General features: G+C 51.5%; 15 protein-coding genes and 1 pseudogene. 10 read left to right on the top strand and 6 right to left on the bottom strand.

Features of this window, described 5'->3' with window-relative positions; translation table 11 throughout:
• Positions 1-19: 19 nt before the first annotated feature.
• The 6 genes and pseudogenes from MUN86_RS01360 (at position 20) to polA (ending at position 11,888) form a co-directional block, all read left to right on the top strand.
• Entirely contained in the window at positions 20-769 is a 750-nt protein-coding gene (locus MUN86_RS01360; RefSeq protein ID WP_245120873.1) for a hypothetical protein, read from the top strand.
• 52 nt (positions 770-821) lie between these two features.
• Complete coding sequence (locus MUN86_RS01355) at positions 822-3,599, top strand: TonB-dependent receptor (RefSeq protein ID WP_245120871.1); 2,778 nt, start codon at positions 822-824, stop codon at positions 3,597-3,599.
• Positions 3,600-3,802: 203 nt separating this feature from the next.
• Positions 3,803-4,789 carry a DUF4249 domain-containing protein gene (locus tag MUN86_RS32195; protein WP_375379487.1) on the top strand — a complete coding sequence of 329 codons (987 nt, stop codon included), beginning with the start codon at positions 3,803-3,805 and terminating at the stop codon, positions 4,787-4,789.
• Between the two features lie 249 nt (positions 4,790-5,038).
• Complete coding sequence (locus tag MUN86_RS01350) at positions 5,039-6,163, top strand: DUF4249 domain-containing protein (RefSeq protein WP_311182050.1); 1,125 nt, start codon at positions 5,039-5,041, stop codon at positions 6,161-6,163.
• 82 nt (positions 6,164-6,245) lie between these two features.
• The gene (locus MUN86_RS01345) at positions 6,246-8,495 is read left to right on the top strand and encodes a hypothetical protein (RefSeq protein ID WP_245120867.1); all 2,250 of its coding nucleotides are present in this window, start codon (positions 6,246-6,248) and stop codon (positions 8,493-8,495) included.
• A gap of 499 nt (positions 8,496-8,994) precedes the next feature.
• Positions 8,995-11,888 (top strand): annotated as a pseudogene (polA, locus tag MUN86_RS01340) (DNA polymerase I).
• Between the two features lie 87 nt (positions 11,889-11,975).
• Here the strand turns inward: polA and MUN86_RS01335 are convergent.
• Together MUN86_RS01335 and MUN86_RS01330 are read right to left on the bottom strand one after the other, a co-directional pair.
• The gene (locus tag MUN86_RS01335) at positions 11,976-12,428 is read right to left on the bottom strand and encodes a lipocalin-like domain-containing protein (protein ID WP_245120865.1); all 453 of its coding nucleotides are present in this window, start codon (positions 12,426-12,428) and stop codon (positions 11,976-11,978) included.
• Positions 12,429-12,804: 376 nt separating this feature from the next.
• Entirely contained in the window at positions 12,805-13,716 is a 912-nt protein-coding gene (locus MUN86_RS01330; RefSeq protein WP_245120863.1) for a class I SAM-dependent methyltransferase, read from the bottom strand.
• A 207-nt stretch (positions 13,717-13,923) separates the two neighbouring features.
• Here MUN86_RS01330 and MUN86_RS01325 point away from each other — a divergent pair, with 207 nt between their 5' ends.
• Positions 13,924-14,934, top strand: coding sequence for a YpdA family putative bacillithiol disulfide reductase (locus MUN86_RS01325; RefSeq protein WP_245120861.1), 1,011 nt, complete (start codon positions 13,924-13,926; stop codon positions 14,932-14,934).
• Between the two features lie 71 nt (positions 14,935-15,005).
• Here the strand turns inward: MUN86_RS01325 and MUN86_RS01320 are convergent, their stop codons facing one another.
• The 3 genes from MUN86_RS01320 to MUN86_RS01310 form a co-directional block, all read right to left on the bottom strand.
• Positions 15,006-16,454, bottom strand: coding sequence for an SGNH/GDSL hydrolase family protein (locus MUN86_RS01320; protein WP_245120859.1), 1,449 nt, complete (start codon positions 16,452-16,454; stop codon positions 15,006-15,008).
• A 21-nt stretch (positions 16,455-16,475) separates the two neighbouring features.
• Positions 16,476-17,723, bottom strand: coding sequence for an OmpP1/FadL family transporter (locus tag MUN86_RS01315; RefSeq protein WP_245120857.1), 1,248 nt, complete (start codon positions 17,721-17,723; stop codon positions 16,476-16,478).
• Positions 17,724-17,971: 248 nt separating this feature from the next.
• Positions 17,972-18,796, bottom strand: a complete 825-nt coding sequence (locus tag MUN86_RS01310) for a cyanophycinase (RefSeq protein WP_245120855.1) — start codon at positions 18,794-18,796, stop codon at positions 17,972-17,974.
• Between the two features lie 528 nt (positions 18,797-19,324).
• Here MUN86_RS01310 and mgtE point away from each other — a divergent pair.
• A complete protein-coding gene (gene mgtE, locus MUN86_RS01305) occupies positions 19,325-20,710 on the top strand; it encodes a magnesium transporter (RefSeq protein ID WP_245120853.1) in 1,386 nt (461 codons plus the stop codon).
• A gap of 156 nt (positions 20,711-20,866) precedes the next feature.
• Here mgtE and MUN86_RS01300 read toward each other — a convergent pair whose 3' ends face one another.
• On the bottom strand, positions 20,867-21,472 hold the full coding sequence (locus MUN86_RS01300; RefSeq protein ID WP_245120851.1) for a DUF4142 domain-containing protein: 606 nt from the start codon (positions 21,470-21,472) through the stop codon (positions 20,867-20,869).
• 367 nt (positions 21,473-21,839) lie between these two features.
• On the opposite strand from MUN86_RS01300, the gene MUN86_RS31020 reads away from it, so the two are divergent.
• Entirely contained in the window at positions 21,840-22,307 is a 468-nt protein-coding gene (locus tag MUN86_RS31020; RefSeq protein ID WP_280640571.1) for a CorA family divalent cation transporter, read from the top strand.
• Positions 22,202-22,756, top strand: coding sequence for a CorA family divalent cation transporter (locus tag MUN86_RS31015; RefSeq protein WP_311181767.1), 555 nt, complete (start codon positions 22,202-22,204; stop codon positions 22,754-22,756). The genes MUN86_RS31020 and MUN86_RS31015 overlap by 106 nt, the downstream gene beginning before the upstream one ends.
• Positions 22,757-22,761 lie beyond the last annotated feature (5 nt).

Raw genomic sequence — 22,761 nt, 5'->3', positions numbered from 1 at the left:
CACTCCTTTATTGCTCTCAATGAAAGCAACCGTTACTTTCTTTTTTCTATTTCTACTGCTGTTTGGCCGATACACCGTTGCGCAATCCTCTCCTGAAGACACAACGCTCGTAACGGTTGCAGCAGCTCAGTTTGAAAAGCAATACAGCGCCATCTATCCTGTTCATGCGCATCTATTCAATGGCCCAGAGTACGTAGACTATTCCAAACGCTATTTCAAAAATACCGGGCACCAGTTTTTTGGAGTCCCCGAAAAGCAAGACGGAAGCATCTATTACAACAATCAGTATTTTACTGGTTTGCAATTCACTTATGATGTAGTGCTTCAGCAGATTGTGTTGCTGCATCCTACTACTCCGCTTTATTTACGGCTCATCAACGAACGAGTCAATTATTTTACGCTTGCCGGACACCACTTTAAACGCATAGTGGTCGATAGTTTGTCGAGCAAAGTTTTCAATACTGGATTTTACGAAGTGTTAGTTGATGGCAAAGTAGAGCTACTGGCAAATCGCTCCAAACAAATGCTAGAGAAAATAGAAAACCGTAATATAAACGCGGAATTTGTAGTAACCGATAAATTATTTCTCAAAAAAGATAACGTTTATCACACCGTCAACAAAAAGAATTCGGTGCTGAAGATACTGTATGACCGGAATGAGGAATTGAAAAAATTCAGCAGCTCCAAAAAATTAAAATTCAAGAAAGCTAGCCGCGAATCTTCTATAATTCAGTTGGTAGAATACTACAGGAGTTTGGCAGCGAAATAATTTTCTTACTAGTGTACCGGGTTATTCTCTTTCGAATTAGTTAAAGCTTTACATGAGACACCTTTACGGCCTATTCTTTTTTCTACTTACCCTAACAAGTCTCACAGCCTACGGCCAACAGCCAACCGAAAAAAAGGTCAGCGGTAATTTCAATCATCTGTTGTTCGAGCAATTTGCAACACAACTAGAGCAGCAAACTGCTTTTCGTTTCTACTTCGATCCCGCGGCTGTCGATAGCCTTTATGTTACGCTACAGGTACAAGAGCAACCTATACGCACTGTACTAGAGCAGGCTCTTCAGAACACGCCTTTTCGTTTCGCCATCGACGATGAAAATCGTGTTTTCATTACCTCGGGCGCTACTATCGAATCTAATTTATCGGAAGATTTCTTTCGGCCAGAAGCCACGGAAACAGTGGCGGCTTCGGCGCGGACCAGCCAGAACGATGCTCGTCCGAGCGCTGCGGTTCGGTCACGCTATGTGCGGGAGGCGGAGTTCAAGGTATATGAGCTAGGCTCGGGTGGCGCGGCGGGCAGCAAAGCCACCCTGGCCGGGCATATCCGGGATTTAAAATCGGGGGAGCCTACTATCGGGGCCACTATCTACACCGACAACCCGGCCGTTGGCACCAGCACCGACCAATTTGGGTACTACTCCCTCACCCTTCCCGTAGGGCGCTATGACGTGAAAATCAGAGGCATTGGCATCAAGAACACCAAGCGCCAAGTGATTCTGCGCGGGAATGCCAAGCTGGAAATAGAAGTGGAAGAAGACATCACCCCGCTGAAAGAGGTGGTGATTGAAGCCGAGAAGGATAAGAACGTTTCGGGCATGCAAATGGGCCTCGAAAAGCTCGACATCAAGACCATGCGCCAAGTGCCCACCGCCTTCGGCGAAACCGACATTCTGCGGGTGGTGCTCACGTTGCCGGGTGTGAAATCGGTGGGCGAAGGCAACACGGGCCTGAACGTGCGCGGCGGCGCCACCGACCAAAACCTGATTTTGTTCAACGGCACCACCATCTACAACCCTTCGCACTTGTTCGGCTTTTTCTCGGCCTTCAACCCCGACATTCTGCAAACAGTGGAGCTGTACAAAAGCGCTATTCCGGCGAAGTACGGCGGGCGTTTGTCTTCAGTGCTGGAAATTAAAACCCGGGAGGGCAACAAAAAGAAGTTCTCGGGCTCGGGTGGAATTGGCCCGCTTACCAGTCGTCTCACGCTGGAAGGGCCCATCGTGAAGGATAAAAGCGCGTTCATTATCAGTGGCCGCACCAGCTACTCCGACTGGATTCTGCGCCGACTATCAAATAGCTCATTCCGGCAGAGTTCTGCTTCTTTCTACGATATCAGCGCCCACGTCAACTATCAGCTAAATGAAAAAAATTCGGTGTATGCTACTGGCTACCTCAGTGCTGACAAGTTTCGACTGGCCAGCGATACGTCGTACCAGTACATTAACCAAAATGCCAGCGTAAAGTGGCAGCACAACTTCAACAACAAGCTCTACAGTGTAGTGACGGGGGCCTATAGCCACTACGGCTACGACATCACTAGCGTGGAAAACGCGGTTAATGCCTCCAGCCTCAAGTATGGCATCAACCAAACCAACGCCCAAGTTGATTTCAGCTATTTCCCGAATTCTAAACACACCATAGACTTCGGCGTCAGTTCGTTGCTCTACAACATCTCTCCCGGCAGCTTGACTCCCAACGGCGACAGTTCTCTGATTGCAACCGATGTGTTGGCGCGAGAACGGGCGCTGGAAAGCGCCTTTTACGCCTCCGACCGAATTGATCTTACCCAACGGCTTTCTATTTCCATCGGTCTACGCTACTCGCTCTTCAATGCGCTAGGCCCGCGCGATGTGTATCAATATGCGCCGGGGCAGTCCCGCACGGAGAGTTCCATTGTCGATACCGTCAACTATAGCTCTGGCAAAGTACTCGCCACTTACCACGGCCCCGAGTATCGGTTGTCGGCGCGGTACTCATTATCCGACAACTCGTCGGTGAAGCTGAGCTACAACCGCACGCGCCAGTACATCCACCAGCTTTCCAATACGGCTTCGGTATCGCCGGCTGATATCTGGAAACTCAGCGACGCGAACATCCGCCCGCAAGTCGGCGACCAAGTATCGGTGGGCTATTACCGCAACTTCAAGTCCAACACCATCGAGACATCCGTGGAGACCTACTACAAATGGCTGAGCGACTTTGTGGACTATAAGAGCGGCGCTACGCTTATCCTAAATCACCACATCGAAACGGACATTGTAAACGCCCTAGGCAAGGCCTATGGTGTGGAAGTGATGGTGAAGAAGCTGACTGGCAAAATAAACGGGTGGGTGAGCTATACCTATTCCCGCTCCTTGGTCCGGGTGAACTCGGGCACCACATCCGACATGGTTAACGGGGGCAACTATTACCCCAGCAACTTCGATAAGCCGCACGATTTCACCATGATCGGCAACTACCGTTTCAGTCGGCGCTTCAGCAGCTCGCTGAACTTCACCTACAGCACCGGCCGACCTATCACGCTGCCGCTGGCAAAATACTACGTGGCCAATTCACTGCGGGTATATTATTCGGACCGCAACGCCTACCGAGTGCCCGATTATTACCGCGCCGATTTTGCCTTAAACATTGAAGGCAGCCATAAGGTGAAGAAACTTGCTCACAGCTCCTGGACGCTTGGTGTTTACAACTTAACAGGGCGCCGGAACCCCTATTCCGTGTATTTCAAATCAGAAAATGGGCAGATCAAAGGCTATAAGCTTTCCATTTTCGGTCAGCCTATCCCGACCATCACTTACAATTTTAAATTCTAAATGCGCTCAATTCCTTCTGCTATTCGGGCGGCATTGCTGTGGTGCTTGGTGCTCCTGCTACCGAGTTGCGTCGACCCCTATATGCCCGATGTTATCAGCGCTGGCAAAAATTTTCTAGTAGTTGACGGCTTCATAAACAGCAAGGGCATCACCTCTCTCAATCTTTCGCGCACCTATGATGTAAGCTCAAAGTCGGCGCCCCTATCGAAACCAAGGCGACGGTTTACATCGAAGAAGAAGGCGGCACACGCTACCCCTTATCGGAGAGTACAGTTAAAGGCACCTATACTTCGGCCGCACTCACGCTCAACACTGCCCGGAACTACCGCCTGCATATTCTCACCAGCAATGGCAAAGACTATGCTTCCAACTATACCCAAGCTAAGAATACTCCACCTATCGATAATGTAAACTGGCGAGTCCAAAACGCCGGGCTGAACATCTTCGTCAACAGCCACGACGATACTAACTCAACGCAGTACTATCGGTGGGAATATGAAGAGACGTGGGAGATTCTACCTATTTATCGGCCTGTATATGAGTACGTCAACAGAAATATTCGTGATATCGTGGTGCCTTACCCAGTTGTTTGCTGGGGCAATCAACGTTCCTCTCAAGTACAAATAAGCCGGACAACAGCACTAAATCGGGATGTAGTAGCCGACTTTCGCATACAAAGCTTACCTGCCAACTCGGAGCGTTTACGAAGCCGATACAGCATTTTGGTGCAACAGCACGCTCTCTCACAAGAGGAATATCAGTATTGGGAACTGTTGAGGAAGAACACAGAGAATATTGGGACACTGTTTGATCCGCTTCCCGCACAGTTAACCGGCAACATTCGTTGTCTAAACGACGAGCAAGAGCTTGCACTAGGTTATATCGGAGTACATTCTCTTGAGCAAAAACGAATTTTCATTAGTCGCCAAGAATTACCTGCTAACATAAATGTGCTCACGGGATACGAAAGTTGTGTACCGGTAGACACCGTTTTCTTATACCCTCGTGGTATAATTCCTCCCCCAAGCCCTGCGGAAATATTACAAGCAGCTTTCGGCGGATCCAATTACTTGCCCATCGATAAGTATCTCAGTCCAGAACTTAAACTGTTAGGCTATACAGCTAAATCTCGAGACTGTATAGACTGTCGCACCCGCGGCACTTCCGTTAAGCCAAGCTTTTGGCCTTAATTTTTAAGGTTTAATTAAGTAGCATAGTTCTTAACTATTCAACTTTTTTACGTGAAAAGATTTAACTGGCTATTGCATTACAATTCTCAAACTAGCTACAATTCGAAAACTTAGATCATATACTAATTTTGAAAAAAACTACCACTGTTATTGCATTCAATTTCATCAACTAGCATCACTGAACTTGAAAACTCACACATATACACTACTTAGCTTTATTAAAACTATAGTAGCCGGGGGTTAACATTTCTGTTATCTAACTGTGTCGACCGTTATATACCCGAGGCTATTACTTCTAATGCCAAGTATTTAGTGGTAGATGGATTTATTAATAGCAACGGCATAACTACAATAAACTTGTCGCGCACTTATGATATCAGCGCCTCTACAACACCACCTAAAGAAATCAAGGCGACCCTCTATATAGAAGAAGAAAACGGGGTACGCAATGCACTACGAGAAACTAGTCAAGGCACTTATACTTCAAATAATTTAGTTCTTAATCCTGCTAAAAGATATCGACTTCACATAAATACGGCAACAGGTAAAGAATACGTATCCGATTTTTCAACGGCCAAAACCACTCCACCAATTGACAAGGTTACTTGGCAAGCAGTTAATACTGGTTTAAATATTTATGTTAACAGCCACGACGACACAAACGCCACTCAATATTATCGGTGGGAATACGATGAGACTTGGGAAATAACGCCACCTTATACTCCTAGCATAGAGTATAAGAACAGTCGGATACAAGATATTACTGTTCCGTATTCCAGAATTTGTTGGGTTAGCGCGAAATCCGCAGATATCAAAATAAGCAATACGACTCGCTTGAGCCAGGACATTGTTTCAAACTTCTTGATTCACTCGCTTACTACTACTGCCTCCCAACTCAACACAACCTATAGCATTCTAGTGAAGCAGTATGCCCAAACTGCTGACGAATATATGTATTGGGAGCTACTCAGAAAGAACACCGAAAACATTGGTACGCTATTCGATCCACTGCCGGCGCAACTTACTGGCAATGTGCACTGCCTCGATGACGAGACGGAGTTGGCGCTCGGGTTTGTGGGAGTGCATTCTGTAGCAGAAAAGCGCATTTTTATCCGTCGGTCGGAGCTACCTCGAAATTGGTTTGTTCAAACTGGATACGAAAGCTGTTTGCCTCCAGATACTGTTTTTCTTTTCAAACCCGTCCCGCCACCGCCTGTCGCTCAAATACTGTTGGGAAATTTTGGTGGACCTAATTATTTGCCTATTGAGCCAGTATACGATAATGGCTTCGTGGTAGGCTACCTTGCCAAGTCCCGAGATTGTATTGATTGCCGCACTCGTGGCACGTCAGTAAAGCCAAGCTTCTGGCCCTAGTACTCCATTGAAACGCATGTGCTACAGTAAGATGAGTGTATTTAAAGGTCGGACTAGGATAGGAATGTGCACCTATATTAGGTTGCTGGGGCTAGTACTAGCCACAACCGGAACGGCATATAGTCAAGGAGACACCTCCGATGGTTTAGCAAGCAAATTCAGCCGTTATCAGCAGGCTGCGTTGCCCGAGAAGCTCTTCCTCCACCTCGACCGGCCACTGTACCTGAGCGGGGAGATGATGTGGTTTAAGATATACGCCGTTGAGGGCACGTATTCGCGGCCTTTGCCGCTAAGCACGGTAGCCTATGTTGAGGTACTCGACAAAGAGAAACGACCGGTAGCGCAAGCTAAGGTTTCGCTGAAGCAGGCAACGGGCCAAGGTTCTTTCCTCCTCTCGTCATCCTTACCTTCTGGCACTTACACTGTAAGGGCGTATACCAACTGGATGAAAAACTTCGGGCCGGAGTACTACTTCCAAAACACGGTTACGGTCATCAACCCGTTGGTGGCGTCTGGCTCGGCGGCAGCAAAGGACTCAGCAGCCTACGATGTGCAGTTTTTCCCTGAAGGTGGAAACCTAGTGCAAGGTCTTAGCAGCAAAGTAGCCTTCAAGGTTACCGCCAAAACAGGCACCGGCGTGACTGCCCAAGGCAAGCTGCTCAACCAGAGCGGCGCCGTGGTAGCTACATTCAAGACGCTGCGTTATGGAATGGGAAGCTTCACGCTCACCCCACAACCAGGCGTTTCCTACACTGCCCTTATCACAGTAGGCAAGCAGGTTATCCGGCACAGCCTGCCGCGCGTGTTCGAGCAAGGCTATGTGATGCTCTTAGAAAACAGCGGCACTGGCCCCCTGACCTTGACCGTGAATTCAACTTCGCAGTCGGGTGCTGTTTTCTTACTGGCTCATTCGCGCCAAAAAGTTGCGGCGGCAGCCCAAGGACAATTGGTGAACGGGCAGGCTGCTTTCAGTATTGACAAGGGTCAGTTGTTAGACGGAATTTCGCATTTCACCTTGTTCGATGCGCAGCAGAAACCTTTGTGCGAGCGGCTGTACTTCCAGCAGCCTAAGAAAAAGCTTTCCATTACGGCGCGGCCTGATAAAAACCAATACACGCTCCGCGACAAAGTAGCGGTTGAGCTAGCCACCGCCACGCAAGATGCGCAGCGTACAGCTGCCAACCTCTCGATGGCGGTGTTTCGCCTCGACTCGCTCACGACCACTCCCACGGCTGACATCAATAGTTACTTATGGCTGACGTCAGATCTGAAAGGCCAGATCGAGCACCCCGAATATTACTTCACCGATGCCAGCCCCGAAACTGCAGAAGCCGCCGATAACCTGATGCTGACCCAAGGGTGGAGCCGGTTTCGGTGGGAAGATGCCCTTGCCCCAACCCTAGCTACCTTCCCTTACTCGCCTGAGCTGCATGGGCACGTAATTCAGGGGCGGATCACACAAGCTGGCACCAACCGCCCCGTGAAGGGCGCTATAGCCTACCTAGCAAGCCCTAGCCGCATCACCAGGCTCACCAATGACGAAAGCAACGATGATGGACTGGTGCAGTTCGAGATAAACGACTTTGATCGACCAAAAGAGATTGTGGTTCAGATTGATCCGCAACAAGACAGTACCCACCGTATCGAAATCCTGAACCCTTTTTCTCCGCAGTACGCTACCACGCTCACAACGCCCTTCATTCCGCTCACGCGCTTCCAACAGGATTACACCAAGCGGCACTTCCAAACGCAGGTACAAGCTATCTACTCAAAAAAGTACGAGAGCCGCTACAGCATACCACCTGCCGATAGCATGGCTTTTTACGGGAAGCCCGACGAAATCTACTTTCTAGACAAGTATACCCGTTTCAAGGTACTGGAAGAGGTAATGCGGGAATACGTACCAGGCGTGATAGTCAGGATCAGGAAAGACGGCTTTCATTTTTTGGTGACTGATAAAGTCAACAAGACTGTATTCAACGAAAACCCATTGGTGTTGCTAGACGGGGTACCGATTTTCAACATCAATAAGATGATGGCCATGGACCCGCTAAAAATCCGGAAGCTAGAAGTAGTTGACAGTCACTACTTTCAGGGGATGTCCCTCTACAGCGGAATCGTGAGCTTCACTACCTACAAAGGTGATTTAGAGGGATTTCCCTCAGTCCGCGCGTACTGGTACAGCAGTACGAAGGCGTGCAAAGCCAGCGGGAGTTCTACTCGCCCCGCTACGATACACCCGAGCAAAAGCAAAGCCGCCTGCCCGACATGCGGAACCTGCTGTACTGGAACCCAGCCATTACGTCTAGCAGCACTGACCTTAGCAAGCTAGAGTTCTTCACCGGCGACCAAGCCGGACGGTATATGGTCGTGGTGCAGGGCCTTTCCCCCAAAGGAGCGGCGGGTAGCACCAGTTTCACGTTTGAAGTGAAGCAGGGGTTATAGCCTTAGAGCTACTCTCAGCAAGTATACTAGCAAGGGCCTCAAGCAAGACTGGAGGCCCTTGCTAGTTCTTATGAAAACCAAGAACCTATCGATGAATAGCCTAGGCTAGCATGTCAGCAGCACCAAGGCAAGTCAACCCCACAGCCAGGCTGCCGTTTACCTCCGTATAGCCTTCTCCTAGCAGTCCCCCGTCAGGCTGCGGCAGCTGTCGGACCCACTGTTTGAATGTTTGTTTGCTGCACATCGGGCTTAGTTGCTGCTATGAATAAAGCTATGCTTACCAATGTTTTCCCACGGCAATTTGTTGTGCTTAGAAGTATAGACAAGTAAAGCTAACCGTATTCCTGTGCTAGGTAGCAGTAGCTGTTTCTTACCTTCGCCCTCCTATGACTGACTCTTCTCAACCCGCCAAAAAGCTTTTCCTACTCGACGCTTTTGCCCTGATTTACCGCGCTCATTTTGCGTTTAGCAAGAATCCGCGCGTCAATTCCAAGGGCCTTAATACCGGTGCTATTCTGGGCTTCACCAACACTTTGGTGGAGGTACTGCAAAAGGAAAAGCCAACCCACATTGGCGTAGCCTTCGATGCGCAGAAAAAGACGTTTCGCCACGAGAGCTTTGCTGACTATAAGGCCCAGCGCCAAGCTATGCCCGAGGATATTGGCACAGCCATTCCGTACATCAAGAAAATCATTCAAGCCTTCCACATCCCTATTCTAGTAGTAGATGGCTTTGAAGCCGACGACGTGATAGGTACCCTTGCGCAACGCGCCGAGGCGCAGGGCTTCGAGGTGTTCATGATGACGCCCGATAAAGACTATTGCCAGCTCGTAACCGAGAAAATCAAAATTTACCGCCCAGCCTTTATGGGCAATGCCGCCGAAGTGCTTGATGTAGCCCACGTGCTCCAGCGCTTCGAGATTGAGCGCGTCGAGCAGGTGATTGATATTCTGGGCTACAAGGCGACGCCTCCGACAACATTCCCGGTATTCCGGGTATTGGCGAAAAGACCGCCAAAAGCCTGATTCAGCAGTTCGGCTCCGTTGAGAATTTGATTGCCAATTCCGATCAGCTAAAGGGCAAGCAGCAAGAAAACGTGCGCAACTTTGCCGAGCAAGGCTTGATGAGCAAGGAATTGGCCACCATCCACGTCAATGTTCCCATCGACTTCGAGGCCGACAAGCTAGTGCTTGACAAACCCGATGAAACGCAGCTTCGCAGTCTGTTCGATGAGCTGGAATTCCGGCAATTAGCCGCGCGTATTCTAGACGGTGGTGAAAAGGCGGCGGCCGGCTCAGCAACCGCAACCGACCGTACCAATCCACGGTCAAGCTCGCGGCGGCCGAAAGTGCCAGCCGGCCAAGCTAGTTTGTTTGGTAGCAGTTCCGATGCGGCTGTAGCCATTGGGGCCGAGGAAGGCGAAACCGGCAGCTTTGGCGCCCCCGTTGGTCCGCGCCTCATGCTCGCCGATGTACCCCACCAGTACCACCTCATCGACACGCCCGAACTGCGCCAGTCACTGCTCGGCTTTTTGCTTCAGCAAACCGAAGTCAGTTTTGATACCGAAACCACCGGACTCGATACGATGACGGCTCGGCTTGTGGGTCTCTCGTTCTGCTGGTTGGCGGGTGAAGCGTACTACGTGCCCGTACCGCACGACGACCACGTAGCCGCGCAGGCGTTGGTGGATGAATTCCGGCCGTTTTTCGACGCTTCCGGCATTCTCAAGATCGGTCAAAACATCAAGTACGACTTAACTATTTTGCGGCACTACGGTGTTGAAATTCAGGGGCCACTCTTCGATACCATGCTGGCGCACTACCTGTTGGAGCCCGACATGCGCCACAACATGGATGTGCTGGCCGAAACCTACCTGCACTATACACCGGTAGCCATTACCTCGCTCATCGGCAACAAAGGCAAAAACCAGAAAACCATGGCTGACCTCCCGCCGGCCGAAGTATCAGACTATGCCTGCGAAGACGCCGATGTAACCTTGCAGCTCAAGCACGTGTTCGAGCCAATGCTGAAGGAAGTAGGACTGCTGGACTTGCTCAACGAAGTGGAAAATCCGCTGGTACCGGTGCTGTCGGCCATCGAATACGAAGGCGTGAAGATTGACTCCGGCGCCATGGGCGAATACTCGGCAGAGCTACAGGGCTACATTCAAGAGATAGAACAGCAGATTTTCACGGCAGCAGGCCAGGAGTTCAATATTGGCTCCCCGAAGCAGCTCGGCGAAATCCTGTTCGATAAACTAGGCTTGGGCGGCGGCAAGATCAAGAAAACCAAAACCGGTCAATATGCCACCGGCGAGGAAATCCTGAGCGTACTAGCTGCCGACAACCCCGTAGCCGGCCTCATTTTGGAGCACCGCCAGCTCACGAAGCTGCGCTCCACTTATGTAGAGGCCTTGCCCCAACTGGTATGTGAGTTGGATGGCCGGGTACACACCAGCTTCAACCAAGCCGTAACCGCTACCGGCCGCCTCAGCAGCACCAACCCCAACCTCCAAAACATCCCGATTCGTACCGAGAAAGGCCGCGAAATCCGCAAGGCCTTCGTGCCCCGCGACGAAAACCACGTGCTCCTTGCCGCCGACTATTCCCAAGTAGAACTGCGCATCATGGCTGATTTTTCGGGCGACAAAACCATGATTGAAGCCTTCCGATTAGGCCAGGACATTCACACCAGCACGGCCAGCAAGGTGTTTCATGTGCCTCTCGATCAAGTAGATGGCGAAATGCGCCGCAAAGCCAAAACCGTCAACTTCGGCATCATCTACGGAATATCGTCGTTCGGATTGGCCCAGCGCATCGGCATTTCACGCAAGGAAGCCACCGAAATCATCGAAACGTATTTCGAGGAATTTAGCGCGGTAAAGAAGTTCATGGATGAAAGCATCAACAGGGCGCGTGAGTTGGAATATGCTACTACCTTGCTAGGTCGCCGCCGCTACCTGCGCGACATCAACTCGCGCAATGCCACCTTGCGCGGTTACACCGAGCGCAACGCCATCAACGCCCCCATCCAAGGCACCGCCGCCGACATCATCAAGAAGGCCATGATCAACATCCACAACTGGTTGCGTGATGAGAAACTGGCTACCCGCATGATACTACAGGTGCACGACGAACTTGTCTTCGACGCCGTGAAGGAGGAAATCGACTACATCACGCCCAAAGTGAAAGAGTTGATGACTACTGCCTTGCTCCTCCCCCACGGCGTGCCGCTGGAAGTGGAAGTTGGCACCGGCAGCAACTGGCTCCAAGCGCACTAATAGAGGAGCAGCACATAGAGCCCTATGGTATACATCAAAAAGAGGCGGCGCGTATAGTACGCGCCGCCTTTTTTTGATAAAGTTTATTTACTGTGCTTCATACATATACCGAGTTACTCTCTGGTCCCCGTCTAGTGTTTCGTCAACTCTCACTATTAACTTAGTAGCAGTAAGCTCTTGGATGACACACTGCCGAGTGAATGGTGCCACAACTATGGTGAGCGTTTTGCCGCTCAACTTCCATTTTCCCGAGACGGTCTGTAAGCTGATGTGGCTATCCTTTGTGGCACCTTCATCCATTCTAAGGCTGTAGTCTGCCAAGAACTTCAAGGTGTTGTCGTTTGCGCCGACATCAGATGTAGAATACTTAGCAACTGGTTCTGCATTACCCACAGTTTGTGTCTCGGCAGTCAGTTTCCAGGTGTTAGAGGTCAGAAGTTGTGAATCGATTTGAGGAGATGGTTCTTCCTTTTTATCGTTGGTGCAGGAACCCAAAGCGCTGGCCAAAGCCAGCGAGATACATGGCAATAGTTGTTTCACAATAGAGTAATAATGTAAATAATGAATACACTGCTAAGGTGGAGGTTTTCGATGTCAAACTTCCATAATAGAGTTGCTACAACAAAGGTAGCTTATATTAGAATAAGCTTGTTCTATCCAATTTATAAATTAACTTTTCAACTAAATGTCCACTACTTTTATTTATATAAATTGTTATAAATCAGCTAATTAATGCAATTAATAAAAAACAGGGAAAACAGGCATGCTCTTCTATTGATAAATATAATTATACTTTAAAGTATTTCAGTAACACTCATAAAAGAAGATGTTAAGCCACCGGAAAAAGCGCGCTTTTTCAGTTACTAAATGCACTTAGTGGCTTACTATTACTTCTTCAAGCATAGAATGACAAAAGCTATTTTCCATTCTTGGCCACCACAAACATCCGGTCACCGAAACGGCCAGTAAGTTGGTTGAGCCAATAAGTGGGATACTGCCCGAGCAGTTTGCCCGCTTGCTCCACCGGATTGCCGCCCAGCCGGATTTGCTGAGGCTTCTTGACGGGATTCAGCAAATCAACGACCTCGAACTTATGCTTGGCTAGCAGCTTGCGGATAGTGGTGGGCGTGAATTCGTAGAGGTGATAAGGTGGCAAATCCATACGGCGCTGCCGGCCTAGCGCACTATAGAGGGCGAAGCCAGCCCGCATACTTGGCAGATTGAGCACGCTTGGCAACGCCAATACCAGCAATCCACCCGGCGCCAGAATGCGCCCAAACTTGGCCACGGCGGCCGACGGTGACAGCAAATGCTCTAGCACGTCGCCGAGATATGCTAGGTCGAACTGGTTTTCGTGGAAATCTTCGGTGGTTTCGATGTTGCCCGTCACGACAGGCAAGCCTAGCTCACGGCGAGCAAAATCAGCGGCGTGGGCTGATATTTCGAGTCCGTGCGTTTCCCACCCTAAGCTTTGCAGGCTTTTGAGCGTGTAGCCCGGTCCGCACCCTACCTCCAGATACCGGAAGCGGCGGCCAGGGTAGTTACGCATCATATAATCGGTGAACTTATCGGCGCGGGGCTGGCTCAGATCGAGCGTGGCACCTTCTTCAATGAACTTGCGGTCCTGGGCCGTGCGATCGTAGTTGGGGCGCTCGGTGAAGTACTCTTTGCCGTAGAGCCGCTCTAGCTGGGCCGGCGTTGGCTGGGGGTCCAGAAACACCAACTCACAATTTTGGCATTGCATGCCCTGCAAGCGCTGCCCCTCCAACGTATAATAGAAAGGGCGCGGCCGAAACGCCGTATGCCCGCATAAGTCGCAAGTGCGCATAGTCTTGAAATCAAACTAAGAGGCAAGTTCGCACTTATCCGCGAAACCCACGGGTGGACTTTGCTTGTTTACTACTAACTAGCTAGTAAGCCGTAATACTCTAGGGGTGTTTGGCGGCTATGCTCCGCGCTTGGACTTATTTGCGTAAGACTGGCTTTATTTTAAAAGATGCAGTCCAACAGCTGGACTTGCTTACTCAAGGTTTATATGGTTGATGTAGTTGTAATTGGGGCTGGCCCAGTAGGCTTGGCTTGCGCGCTGGAAGTGCAGCGGTGTGGGCTTACAGCCGTTGTGGTTGATAAGGGCGCGCTGGTGAATTCTATTATCGGCTACCCCACCAACATGGAATTCTTCTCGACGCCTGAATTGCTGGAAATAGGAGGTCACCCGTTCCCGGTCAGCAGCTATAAGCCGCTGCGTGAAGACGGCATCGACTATTACCGCCGCGTGGCTCAGACCGAGAACCTGAACCTGCGCCTCTACGAACGAGTAACAGGATTGGAAGGCGAGCCCGGCAACTACGAAGTAGTGACGGAGAAGGAGCGCATCAATTGCCGCTATGTTATTGTAGCCACTGGCTTCTACGACGTACCCAACTACCTCAACGTACCCGGCGAAGACCTTCCCCACGTTAGCCACTACTACAAGGAGCCATATGCCCACGCGCATCAAGATGTAGTGGTAATAGGCGCCAAGAATTCGTCGGCGAAGGCGGCATTGCAGTTGCTACGGGCCGGCGCCCGCGTGACGATGATCGTGCGGGGCGCTGAAATCAGCAACTCCGTCAAGTACTGGATTCGACCTGATTTGCTGAACCGCATCAAGGAAGGTCGTATCAAAGTGCACTTCAATGCTACCATCGAGCGTATTCTAACCGATATCGTGAAGATTGATACGCCCGAAGGCCCGCTTACTATTCCGGCCTCCTACGTATATGCCCTCACCGGCTACCACCCCGACTTCAGCTTCCTGGCTGCTCTTGGCATTACCTGTGAGCTAGATGCCGCCCAAACTCCTACCCACGACGCTGAGACCCTAGAAACCAATCTCCCCGGCGTGTACCTGGCAGGCACTGTGTGCGGCGGCCTTAACACCAGCCGTTGGTTTATTGAGAATGGCCGCTACCACGCCCAGGTCATAGCCGCGCACCTGGCCGGTCAGCCAGCACCCGCGCTACCCGAAGTCTTGCAGCCGGTGCAACTCACGCCGCAGTCGTAGCTAGAGCAGTTGCCCACAAAAAAGCCCGCCTCCAATAGTTGGAGGCAGGCTTTTAGTTTTGTTGAAGTCTATTACTGAGGAAATTTAACCCCGCGGTAGTCGTTCGGATTCACTTGCGAGATATTAGAACCGTATTTGGCGTTGATGGCACTAATCATCTCATTGGCCACAATGGCGTAGCCCCGAGGTGTAGGATGCACCCCATCGAGCGAGAACAGATTGCCAGTAATGAAATTAGCATTGTTGGTAACACCATTCGTAACAATTCCTGATGCCGCAACACGAGTAAAGAACGTATTAGCGTCGAAAATAGCGAGTCCTTTCTCGTTGGCTTTAGCCGTGATAGCAGCGTTGAAAGCTGTGGTAGCCGTTAGTACCTGCCCCTGTTCTACGTCATCAAGCACAAACAAGCTAGGTATTGGATTGCCTGCACTAGTGCCGAACGTAGCAGTAGTGTCGATACCATAGGCAGCTAAAAACAACGGAAAACCAGCAGCCGGCTGACCACTCTGGCTGTACACATAACGCCAAGCTCGTCCTGAACGCTGGTTGAGTAAGGTCAGGAATGGAGAAGAGATGAGTGTAAACAACTGCCTGCCATTACCACTAGCATCACGAATGTCGGCAGTAGTAATCTGCTTCCGGTTACCCGAAGCTGGTCCGCCTAGTGCAGCACCCGTTTGAATTACTAAACCAGGTACGTTGGCTGCTGTCAATGTTGTTTTGAATGCAGGGCCAACTGTCGTGAAAAAGGGAATGTTGGTTACATTAGGAATAGTTGCTACCAATCCTTTTGCCCCGTTTGCCGTCAAGGCATCAATAACCTTGTTGTTTTTGTCCGTAAAGGTTGCGGTAGGCGTCAGAGAGTTTGCTGCTCCGCCTGCTGTAGCAAAACCAAGCACATCGTTATTGCCAAGCCAGTTGGTGAAGAAGGTAGGATTGGAAGCCGCTACCCGGGCCAGATACGTTTGGTTGTTGCCATCGGGGGTAATACGTTCAAAATACGAGTTGAACGTAAGAGCATTTGACGGTGATGTTTGCGTGTTGCCAAATCCCGCGGTTTCAATATCCGAAAGGCGGATATTAGGCACAGCCAAGTTATTCACTGGCTCGGTATACTTCGTGTACAGTGGGCGAGCAGCTGTAGCGCCCGCCCGCAAAGCTAAATTGGTAGTTACAGGAGCCGTAACAGGAGAGCCGTTGACAATGCCCGTCAGACGCAGATAGCCCGAGCCATTTTCTTGCCCAGTTTGAAACAGCGGTTGCACAAAGTCGCCGCCACCAGCTGCCCGAAACTGGCCAGCTAGTAAGTTAGGATAAGAGCTTAATTGTCCTTCCAGGTACAAGCCTCCATCGGAGTAGCCAGCCGTGAGAGAGTTGCCAACGGCAATGTAGCGGGAGAAATCAGCGGTGCCGGCGCTAGGCGTGAAGTCGTCTTCCAGGTCGGGTTGGCAGGCGGTAAGACCCAAACCCATCAGCGCCACAACCGGGGCGCACTTACGAAATAGAGAAGTAGTCATGTGGTGGGAAGCTAGGCGCAATTAGAAGTTGTAGTTCAGGCCCAGGCCCGGAATCACAATATTAGTTTTGTAAGTACCGGCAATCCGGTCAGTGGTACCGTTGTTGAGCAAATCCTGCTGAGTTTGCGTACGCTTCTGAATGGAAACGAATTGGCTTGACAGGTCCACTCCAAATTTGCCGAACGAGTACGAAGCGCCCAGAGTACCGCTGATGCGGTCATTGTCGGGGGTTTCGGGCGTTACATAGCCATCCTTCACCGGGGTCATGTCGTAGGAACCGCCGGCGCGCACGGTCAGGCCGCTAGTGAGTTTGTATTGCCCACCTACGCGGAAGGTAAGGGCATCTTGGTAGAAGCGCTTCGACTCACTAAAGGTATTCCCGTTCACTTGCTTGTCGAAGTCGAAGCGTAACACTCGGTACTTGCTCCACTCCACAAAGTTGGCATCCAACCCGATGGTCAGGTTCTCATTGGGCATTATGCCGATACCGATGCTGGTAGTAGCAGGCAGGGGCAGCGTAGCACCAAATTTGGTGGCTTCGAAGCGCGAGGCGAAGCTCGGCGACACATTAGTAAAGGTTACGTCGCCGTCCTTTACTTGCGCATCAATCTTGGAGCGGTAGCTAATACCGACGCTCAACTTATCGGAAGGCTTGAAAAAGATACCAGCGTTGTAGCCCACCTTGTTTTCAGCTTTGCCATCCAACTCGATGTGGCCGAAAGAATCGGGCAGTGGAATGTCGCGCTGCAGGTTTACAGAACCATACGCCAAAATCATCAGGCCCGCCCCGATGCTCAATTGGTCGGTAATGGCGTAGCTGAACGTTGGCTGAACATAAATCGACTCCAGCGTAATATCAGTCAGGGAAGTGCGGCCTTCCCACCCATTGGCGTACTGGAGTTTGCTACCAAAAGGCGTATAAACGGCAATGCCCGCCCGGAATTTACCTTCAGCGGGTCCAAAACCTGCGTATAAGTTGAAAGGCGTTACGGTGCTGTTGCGAAGTTGGCGCTGCTGGCTTCCGCCTTCGGCTACGAAGGCATTGCGTGCCAGCGTGGCATTCACGCCAAGCTGCACACCTCTATCCTTCACCATAGCCAAGGCACCAGGGTTGTAGAACATAGCGGCCTGGTCGAGGGACAAGCCCACACCAACGCCGCCCATACCGTTATTTTTCTGCCCGGCTAGCGTTACTTGGTAGCCGCCCGCCGAAGCCGCCGTGCTTGAGAGCAGCGTCCCCCCTGCGAGAAGTAAAAATTTGAAGTTCATACAAAAAGGAATGTGGGTGAGGATTTGGGGTTATGGCTTTAAATGTAGGAGAAAAAAATCAGGGATAGTAGGCTTGCCTAACAATTTTAGGATGGGGTTTATAGGAATAAAAACACACTGAGCGCCCCACAGAAATCTCGGCCTGACTAGTTCACAAGTTCAACAAGCAAGCACCAGGCCATCAGCAGGCTATTTATTGACAATATTAGCACTACTTCAAAAATTGTCGCCGACTTCTTGCCAATTGTTCAGTCTTGCACGTTGTTGGTAACCTGCCGGGTGCGCAGATCGAGTTGCTGGCCAGCCACCAGCATGTGCACGCGCAAGTCTTGTCCGCTCACTGGCTCGCCTCGACCGGCCCGCCCGACGTTGTTGCCACGCAAGTGGCGGGCATCAATCGTCATCACTACTCCATCGCCAAATACTTCGGCCACCGTACCCCCACGGACAATGATGCCCGTCTCCTCCGACAAGCCCAAACCTAAGCAAAGCGGATGGGTCAGCAGGGCATGCATGAGGCGCCCAAACCGCCCCCGCTCCACAAAATGCTGATCGATGAACAAGTTTGGTAAGAGTCCAAGGCCACGCACGGTCTGGATGCCGCCTTTGCGCAAGGCTCGCCAACCGTATCCTTCCACGAGCATATGGTCGGGCAACGCGGCGGCGCCGGCACTGGTACCGGCCACAATAAAGGTGGGCTCGGTGCAGAAGCGGTGCTTCAACTGGTTCAAAAACTCGGTACCGCGAATGAAATCGGTGATGCGCTCTTGGTCGCCGCCGGTGAAGAACACTAAGCCAGCGCGGGCAAGACGGCGCAAGGTGGAGGGTGCATCGGCGGGGTGCCGCTCGTTGACGGGCAAGTGGCGAGCCGCAGTACAGCCAAGCTCCCGAAACGCTTTTTCGTAGGCCGCGGCCGTTCGGGCATGGTCCTGCGAGGCCGTAGTTAGAATCTCAATTGGCGTATCGAGAGAAGGCAGCATGTCGCAGAGCAGCGCGAGCAGGGCATCATCGTCGCCACCACCGAGGGCAACGAGTGTGCCGAGTGGCAGAGCAGCAGGCGTCGATTGGGGCATGGGCAGCACGGGGAGGACGGATCAAATGTACGGGCCGCCCGAAATTTTGGCTGGAAAGCGAATTACCTCGTAACGAATTAATAACTCCGCCGCTTTCTATCAGCCTGATAAAGCTGAAACTATCCAGGTCAACAAATCCGTTGAAAGTCGGAGTCTACGCTTCGTGTATGAGCATGGTGGCTTGCAGGCAACTCGTAACATGGTTTCGTCACGAGAGAAACTAGCTGCTGTTTTCATCACTCTTGCTGCTTGCTGCCGGATAGTGTGAGCGTCGAAAACTACAAGTCTGCCCGATGGCAGCTTTCGACGCTATGGCTGACTTAGGTGGGGAACAATGGAGGAGGATGGATGCTGTTCTAGAAGCCCTACGGTGCAAGAAGTTGCTTTGCTTGTGCGTTAAGCGGTGGCTTCGCGTACTACCACTATTTTTCTGATACAGTGCTGTTGAGCCGCGGAATCCGGCTATTTTTGCGCGCCATTTGGTCACTAATCCTATCTGCCTAGCGAGACACTGCCCTTCTATCATTCATGAATCAGCACCCGACCACCGAACACATCACGTCCCTGATTCAGGAGGGCGAGTTTTTTAAACTCAAAGAGCTCCTCAAACATTACGAGCCGGCCGAGCTGGTGGAGTTGATTGAGGAAGAAGAAGAACGGGAACAGCTGATTATTTTTCGACTGTTGCCCCTCAGTTTGGCCACTCAGGTATTTGAGTATCTGGACCTGGAAGTGCAAAAACACTTCTTGACCAATCTGACGCAAGAGAAAATCACCAACATCCTCAACGAAATGTCGCCCGATGACCGGACGGCGCTGCTGGAGTTCCTGCCCGATGATTTCGTGAAGGAACTGATTCAGACGCTGTCGGAGCCGGAGCGCAAGGTGACGCTGGAACTGCTCGGCTACCCCGAGTACTCGGTGGGCCGGTTGATGACCCCCGACTACATTGCCATCCGTGAGAACTGGACCGTGCAGCAGGTGCTCGACTACATTCGGCGCCACGGCGGCCAGTCGGAGACGCTGAGCGTGCTGTACGTAACCAATAACCGGGGGGTACTCATTGACGACATCCGCATTCGGGAGTTTCTGCTGGCCGATCCACAAAAGCTGGTGCGCGACCTGATGGACCACCGCTACGTGTCGCTCAGAGCTATGCAAGACCAAGAGGAGGCCATCGACGTGTTTCGGCGCAACGACCGGGTGGCCTTGCCCGTCGTGAACGATGAAGGGGTGCTGTTCGGCATTGTTACCATTGACGACATTCTGGATATCCGAGAAGAGGAAGACACCGAGGACATTCAGAAGCTGGGCGGTTCAGAGGCTCTCGACGAGCCTTACTTGGCTACCTCTATCTGGAGCATGGTCAAGAAGCGCGCGGGCTGGCTTGTTATTCTGCTGGTCGGCGAGATGCTGACCACTTCGGCCATGCACCATTTCGAAGATGACCTGCAGAAGGCTGCTGTGCTTGGTTTGTTTATCCCGCTTATTATTTCGGCGGGCGGCAATGCTGGCTCACAAGCTACTTCGCTCATTATCCGGGCCATGAGTCTTGGCGAATTCACGCTCAGCGACTGGTGGCTAGTGTTGCGGCGCGAAATTCAATCGGGCTTGCTGCTGGGCGTTATTCTAGGCGTTGTGGGCTCGTTGCGCATCGTGCTGTGGGCCACCGTCGTCGACCCGGGTTATTTCGGCCAATACTGGCGACTGATTGCCATAACGGTAGGCTTTTCGCTGTTGGGCATCGTGCTGTGGGGCGCGTTGGCGGGTGCCATGCTGCCTATGCTGCTCAAGCGCTTAGGCCTCGACCCAGCTACGGCCTCTGCTCCTTTCGTCGCCACGCTCGTGGACGTAACAGGATTAATCATCTACTTCTCGGTGGCTACCATGGTGCTAAGCGGCACGCTGTTGTAGGTGAAATCCATCTTTCCTCTTTAATTGCGTCTGTTCTGAAACGAAAGTTTCTAACGGTAGATAAAACTAGAAAAGCTAGTTCCCTAATCATCTGAGGGAAACTAGCTTTTCTGGTTTAGAACTCTAGCTAATTCTCTACTTTTTGACGAAGGGCAGCTAGCCTCCTAGCACCGTAGACAGGCGCTGCGTGATGGCCACGTGTTCTTTGATGGTAGCCAGGGCCAGCGTGGCAATGTGGCGGCCGTGCATCTCCATCATATTACTTTTGGCGGGGGCAGGGCTGGCGAGGTAACCCTGGGTGAGAGTTTGCAGCAACTGGTGAGTCTGAAGTTGCGCCGTGATGTAGGCTTTGTCGAAGGCTGCGCCGGTGGCCGACTTCATTTGCGTCATCATGGCTTGCGCTTTTGCATCTGGCGGCGGAGGCGTGGTGCCCATGTCTTTGAGGATGCTCAGCATGCCTTTGGTTTCTTCTAGCTCGAAGCCAGCAAACTGCTTGGCATACTGATTAGTGGCTTGCGTAGTGGCCAGTTGGCTGCTCAGCATCGAGGTGTTGACGGGCCCAGCAATGGCGGCCCGAAACTGTGCTTCGGTGGTGATAGAGCCCGCGCCCTGCAGGAGCAGGCCCGAATTTTCGTCTTCCGAGAAAGTAAAGGATTGGAGCAACGAAGCCAGGGTGGACATTCCGACGCCGAGCGCCAGAGTGCCTTTCACTGAATTCGACAGAAAATTTCGACGTAGAATGGTTTCGTGTAATTTGTGCATATGCGTGCTGTTGAAAGGAGTAAGAGAAGCTTGTCGGACACCTTCTTTCAGTGACTGTAGAAAAGCAAGTGCACCTAAACACCAATCATAACGTCAACATATACAGAAGGTTAAAGGTCGAGCTTGCATCTTGCTGCCCAAGCTCAACGCTTGAGACTCATTAGCAAGCCTTCAACAACATCCAGTAAGCGTGTAGGATTTTACAGACCCTGGCGAAGTAAACTAATCTGCCAAACGCAGCGGTGCTGACGGAAGTCAAAGTCCTGCTTTGCCCTCACGGTTAACTCTTGAGCGGTCCCGAGCCGTATGTAGAAGCAGCAAGCCGGCCAAAACCAACGCAACGCTGTGCGCCGACTGTGTTTTGTATATGACTGAAGACCTCCTGACGCGGCAAGAAGCCGACTTCGCTTGGCTCGACATCACCAGCCCAACCGCGGCCGAGCTAAAAGCCGTGGCCGAACAGTACGACCTCCCCGATTCTTTGGTACGCGACTGTCTGGAGCCTACTCACTTACCGAAGTTCGAGGCCAATAACGGCTTGAACTTCGTTATTCTGCGGGTGTTTAGCATGCCCGAAAACAACCAGGCCGATACCATTCAGGAGTTAAGCACCAAGATTGCTATCTTCTACACCTCCAAGTACTTGATTACAGTACACCGGCGGCCTCATCCGGTGCTAAGCACCCTCAAAAACGTAGCCCGTGCCCCGGCGAAGAGTGCGATTCGCCTGTGGAAGTGGCCATTCATATTGTGCGCTATGCGCTTAACAGCTACGTGCAACCCGCCATGGCCCTCACCAAAGAGCTGGACGACTACGAGGCCGAGATATTTCTGAAGCAGGAAGTACCTAATGCGCTGCAAGGCTTGTACTTCCTAAAGCGCAAAGCTTCGGCAGCCAAGCAATTACTCCTGCTAACCCGCGACATCCTGCTTATGCTTCGGCGCCAAACAGCAGCCAACACCACCGACAGCACGCTGCTCCAAGACACGCAGGACTTGCAAGTGAAAGTGGAAACCTTGTATCAGCAGCTTGATGCCGGTGCTACCAACCTCATGAACTTGTACCTCTCGTTATCGTCGCAGCGCACCAACGAGGCCATGCGGGTACTGACGGTGTTTTCCGCCTTTTTCCTGCCGCTCACCTTTATTGCGGGCATATACGGCATGAACTTTCAGCATATGCCTGAGCTAACCTGGCGGCTTGGCTACCCGATAGCCATGATCAGTATGGTGGTGATATCCGTCGGTATTTATGTGTGGTTCAAGCGCAAAGGCTGGATCTAACGTTA

Origin of the sequence: Hymenobacter volaticus (assembly GCF_022921055.1) — a bacterium.
Classification (GTDB): domain Bacteria; phylum Bacteroidota; class Bacteroidia; order Cytophagales; family Hymenobacteraceae; genus Hymenobacter; species Hymenobacter volaticus.
This window is presented reverse-complemented; position numbering and strand designations above follow the sequence as displayed.

Bases quoted from the DNA above. Each gene is read 5' to 3' on its own strand.
- MUN86_RS01300 (WP_245120851.1), bottom strand. From the start codon at position 21,472: ATGCACAAATTACACGAAACCATTCTACGTCGAAATTTTCTGTCGAAT.
- MUN86_RS01320 (WP_245120859.1), bottom strand. From the start codon at position 16,454: ATGACTACTTCTCTATTTCGTAAGTGCGCCCCGGTTGTGGCGCTGATG.
- MUN86_RS01325 (WP_245120861.1), top strand. From the start codon at position 13,924: ATGGTTGATGTAGTTGTAATTGGGGCTGGCCCAGTAGGCTTGGCTTGC.
- MUN86_RS01330 (WP_245120863.1), bottom strand. From the start codon at position 13,716: ATGCGCACTTGCGACTTATGCGGGCATACGGCGTTTCGGCCGCGCCCT.
- MUN86_RS01360 (WP_245120873.1), top strand. From the start codon at position 20: ATGAAAGCAACCGTTACTTTCTTTTTTCTATTTCTACTGCTGTTTGGC.
- MUN86_RS01355 (WP_245120871.1), top strand. From the start codon at position 822: ATGAGACACCTTTACGGCCTATTCTTTTTTCTACTTACCCTAACAAGT.
- MUN86_RS01315 (WP_245120857.1), bottom strand. From the start codon at position 17,723: ATGAACTTCAAATTTTTACTTCTCGCAGGGGGGACGCTGCTCTCAAGC.
- mgtE (WP_245120853.1), top strand. From the start codon at position 19,325: ATGAATCAGCACCCGACCACCGAACACATCACGTCCCTGATTCAGGAG.
- MUN86_RS01310 (WP_245120855.1), bottom strand. From the start codon at position 18,796: ATGCCCCAATCGACGCCTGCTGCTCTGCCACTCGGCACACTCGTTGCC.
- MUN86_RS31020 (WP_280640571.1), top strand. From the start codon at position 21,840: ATGACTGAAGACCTCCTGACGCGGCAAGAAGCCGACTTCGCTTGGCTC.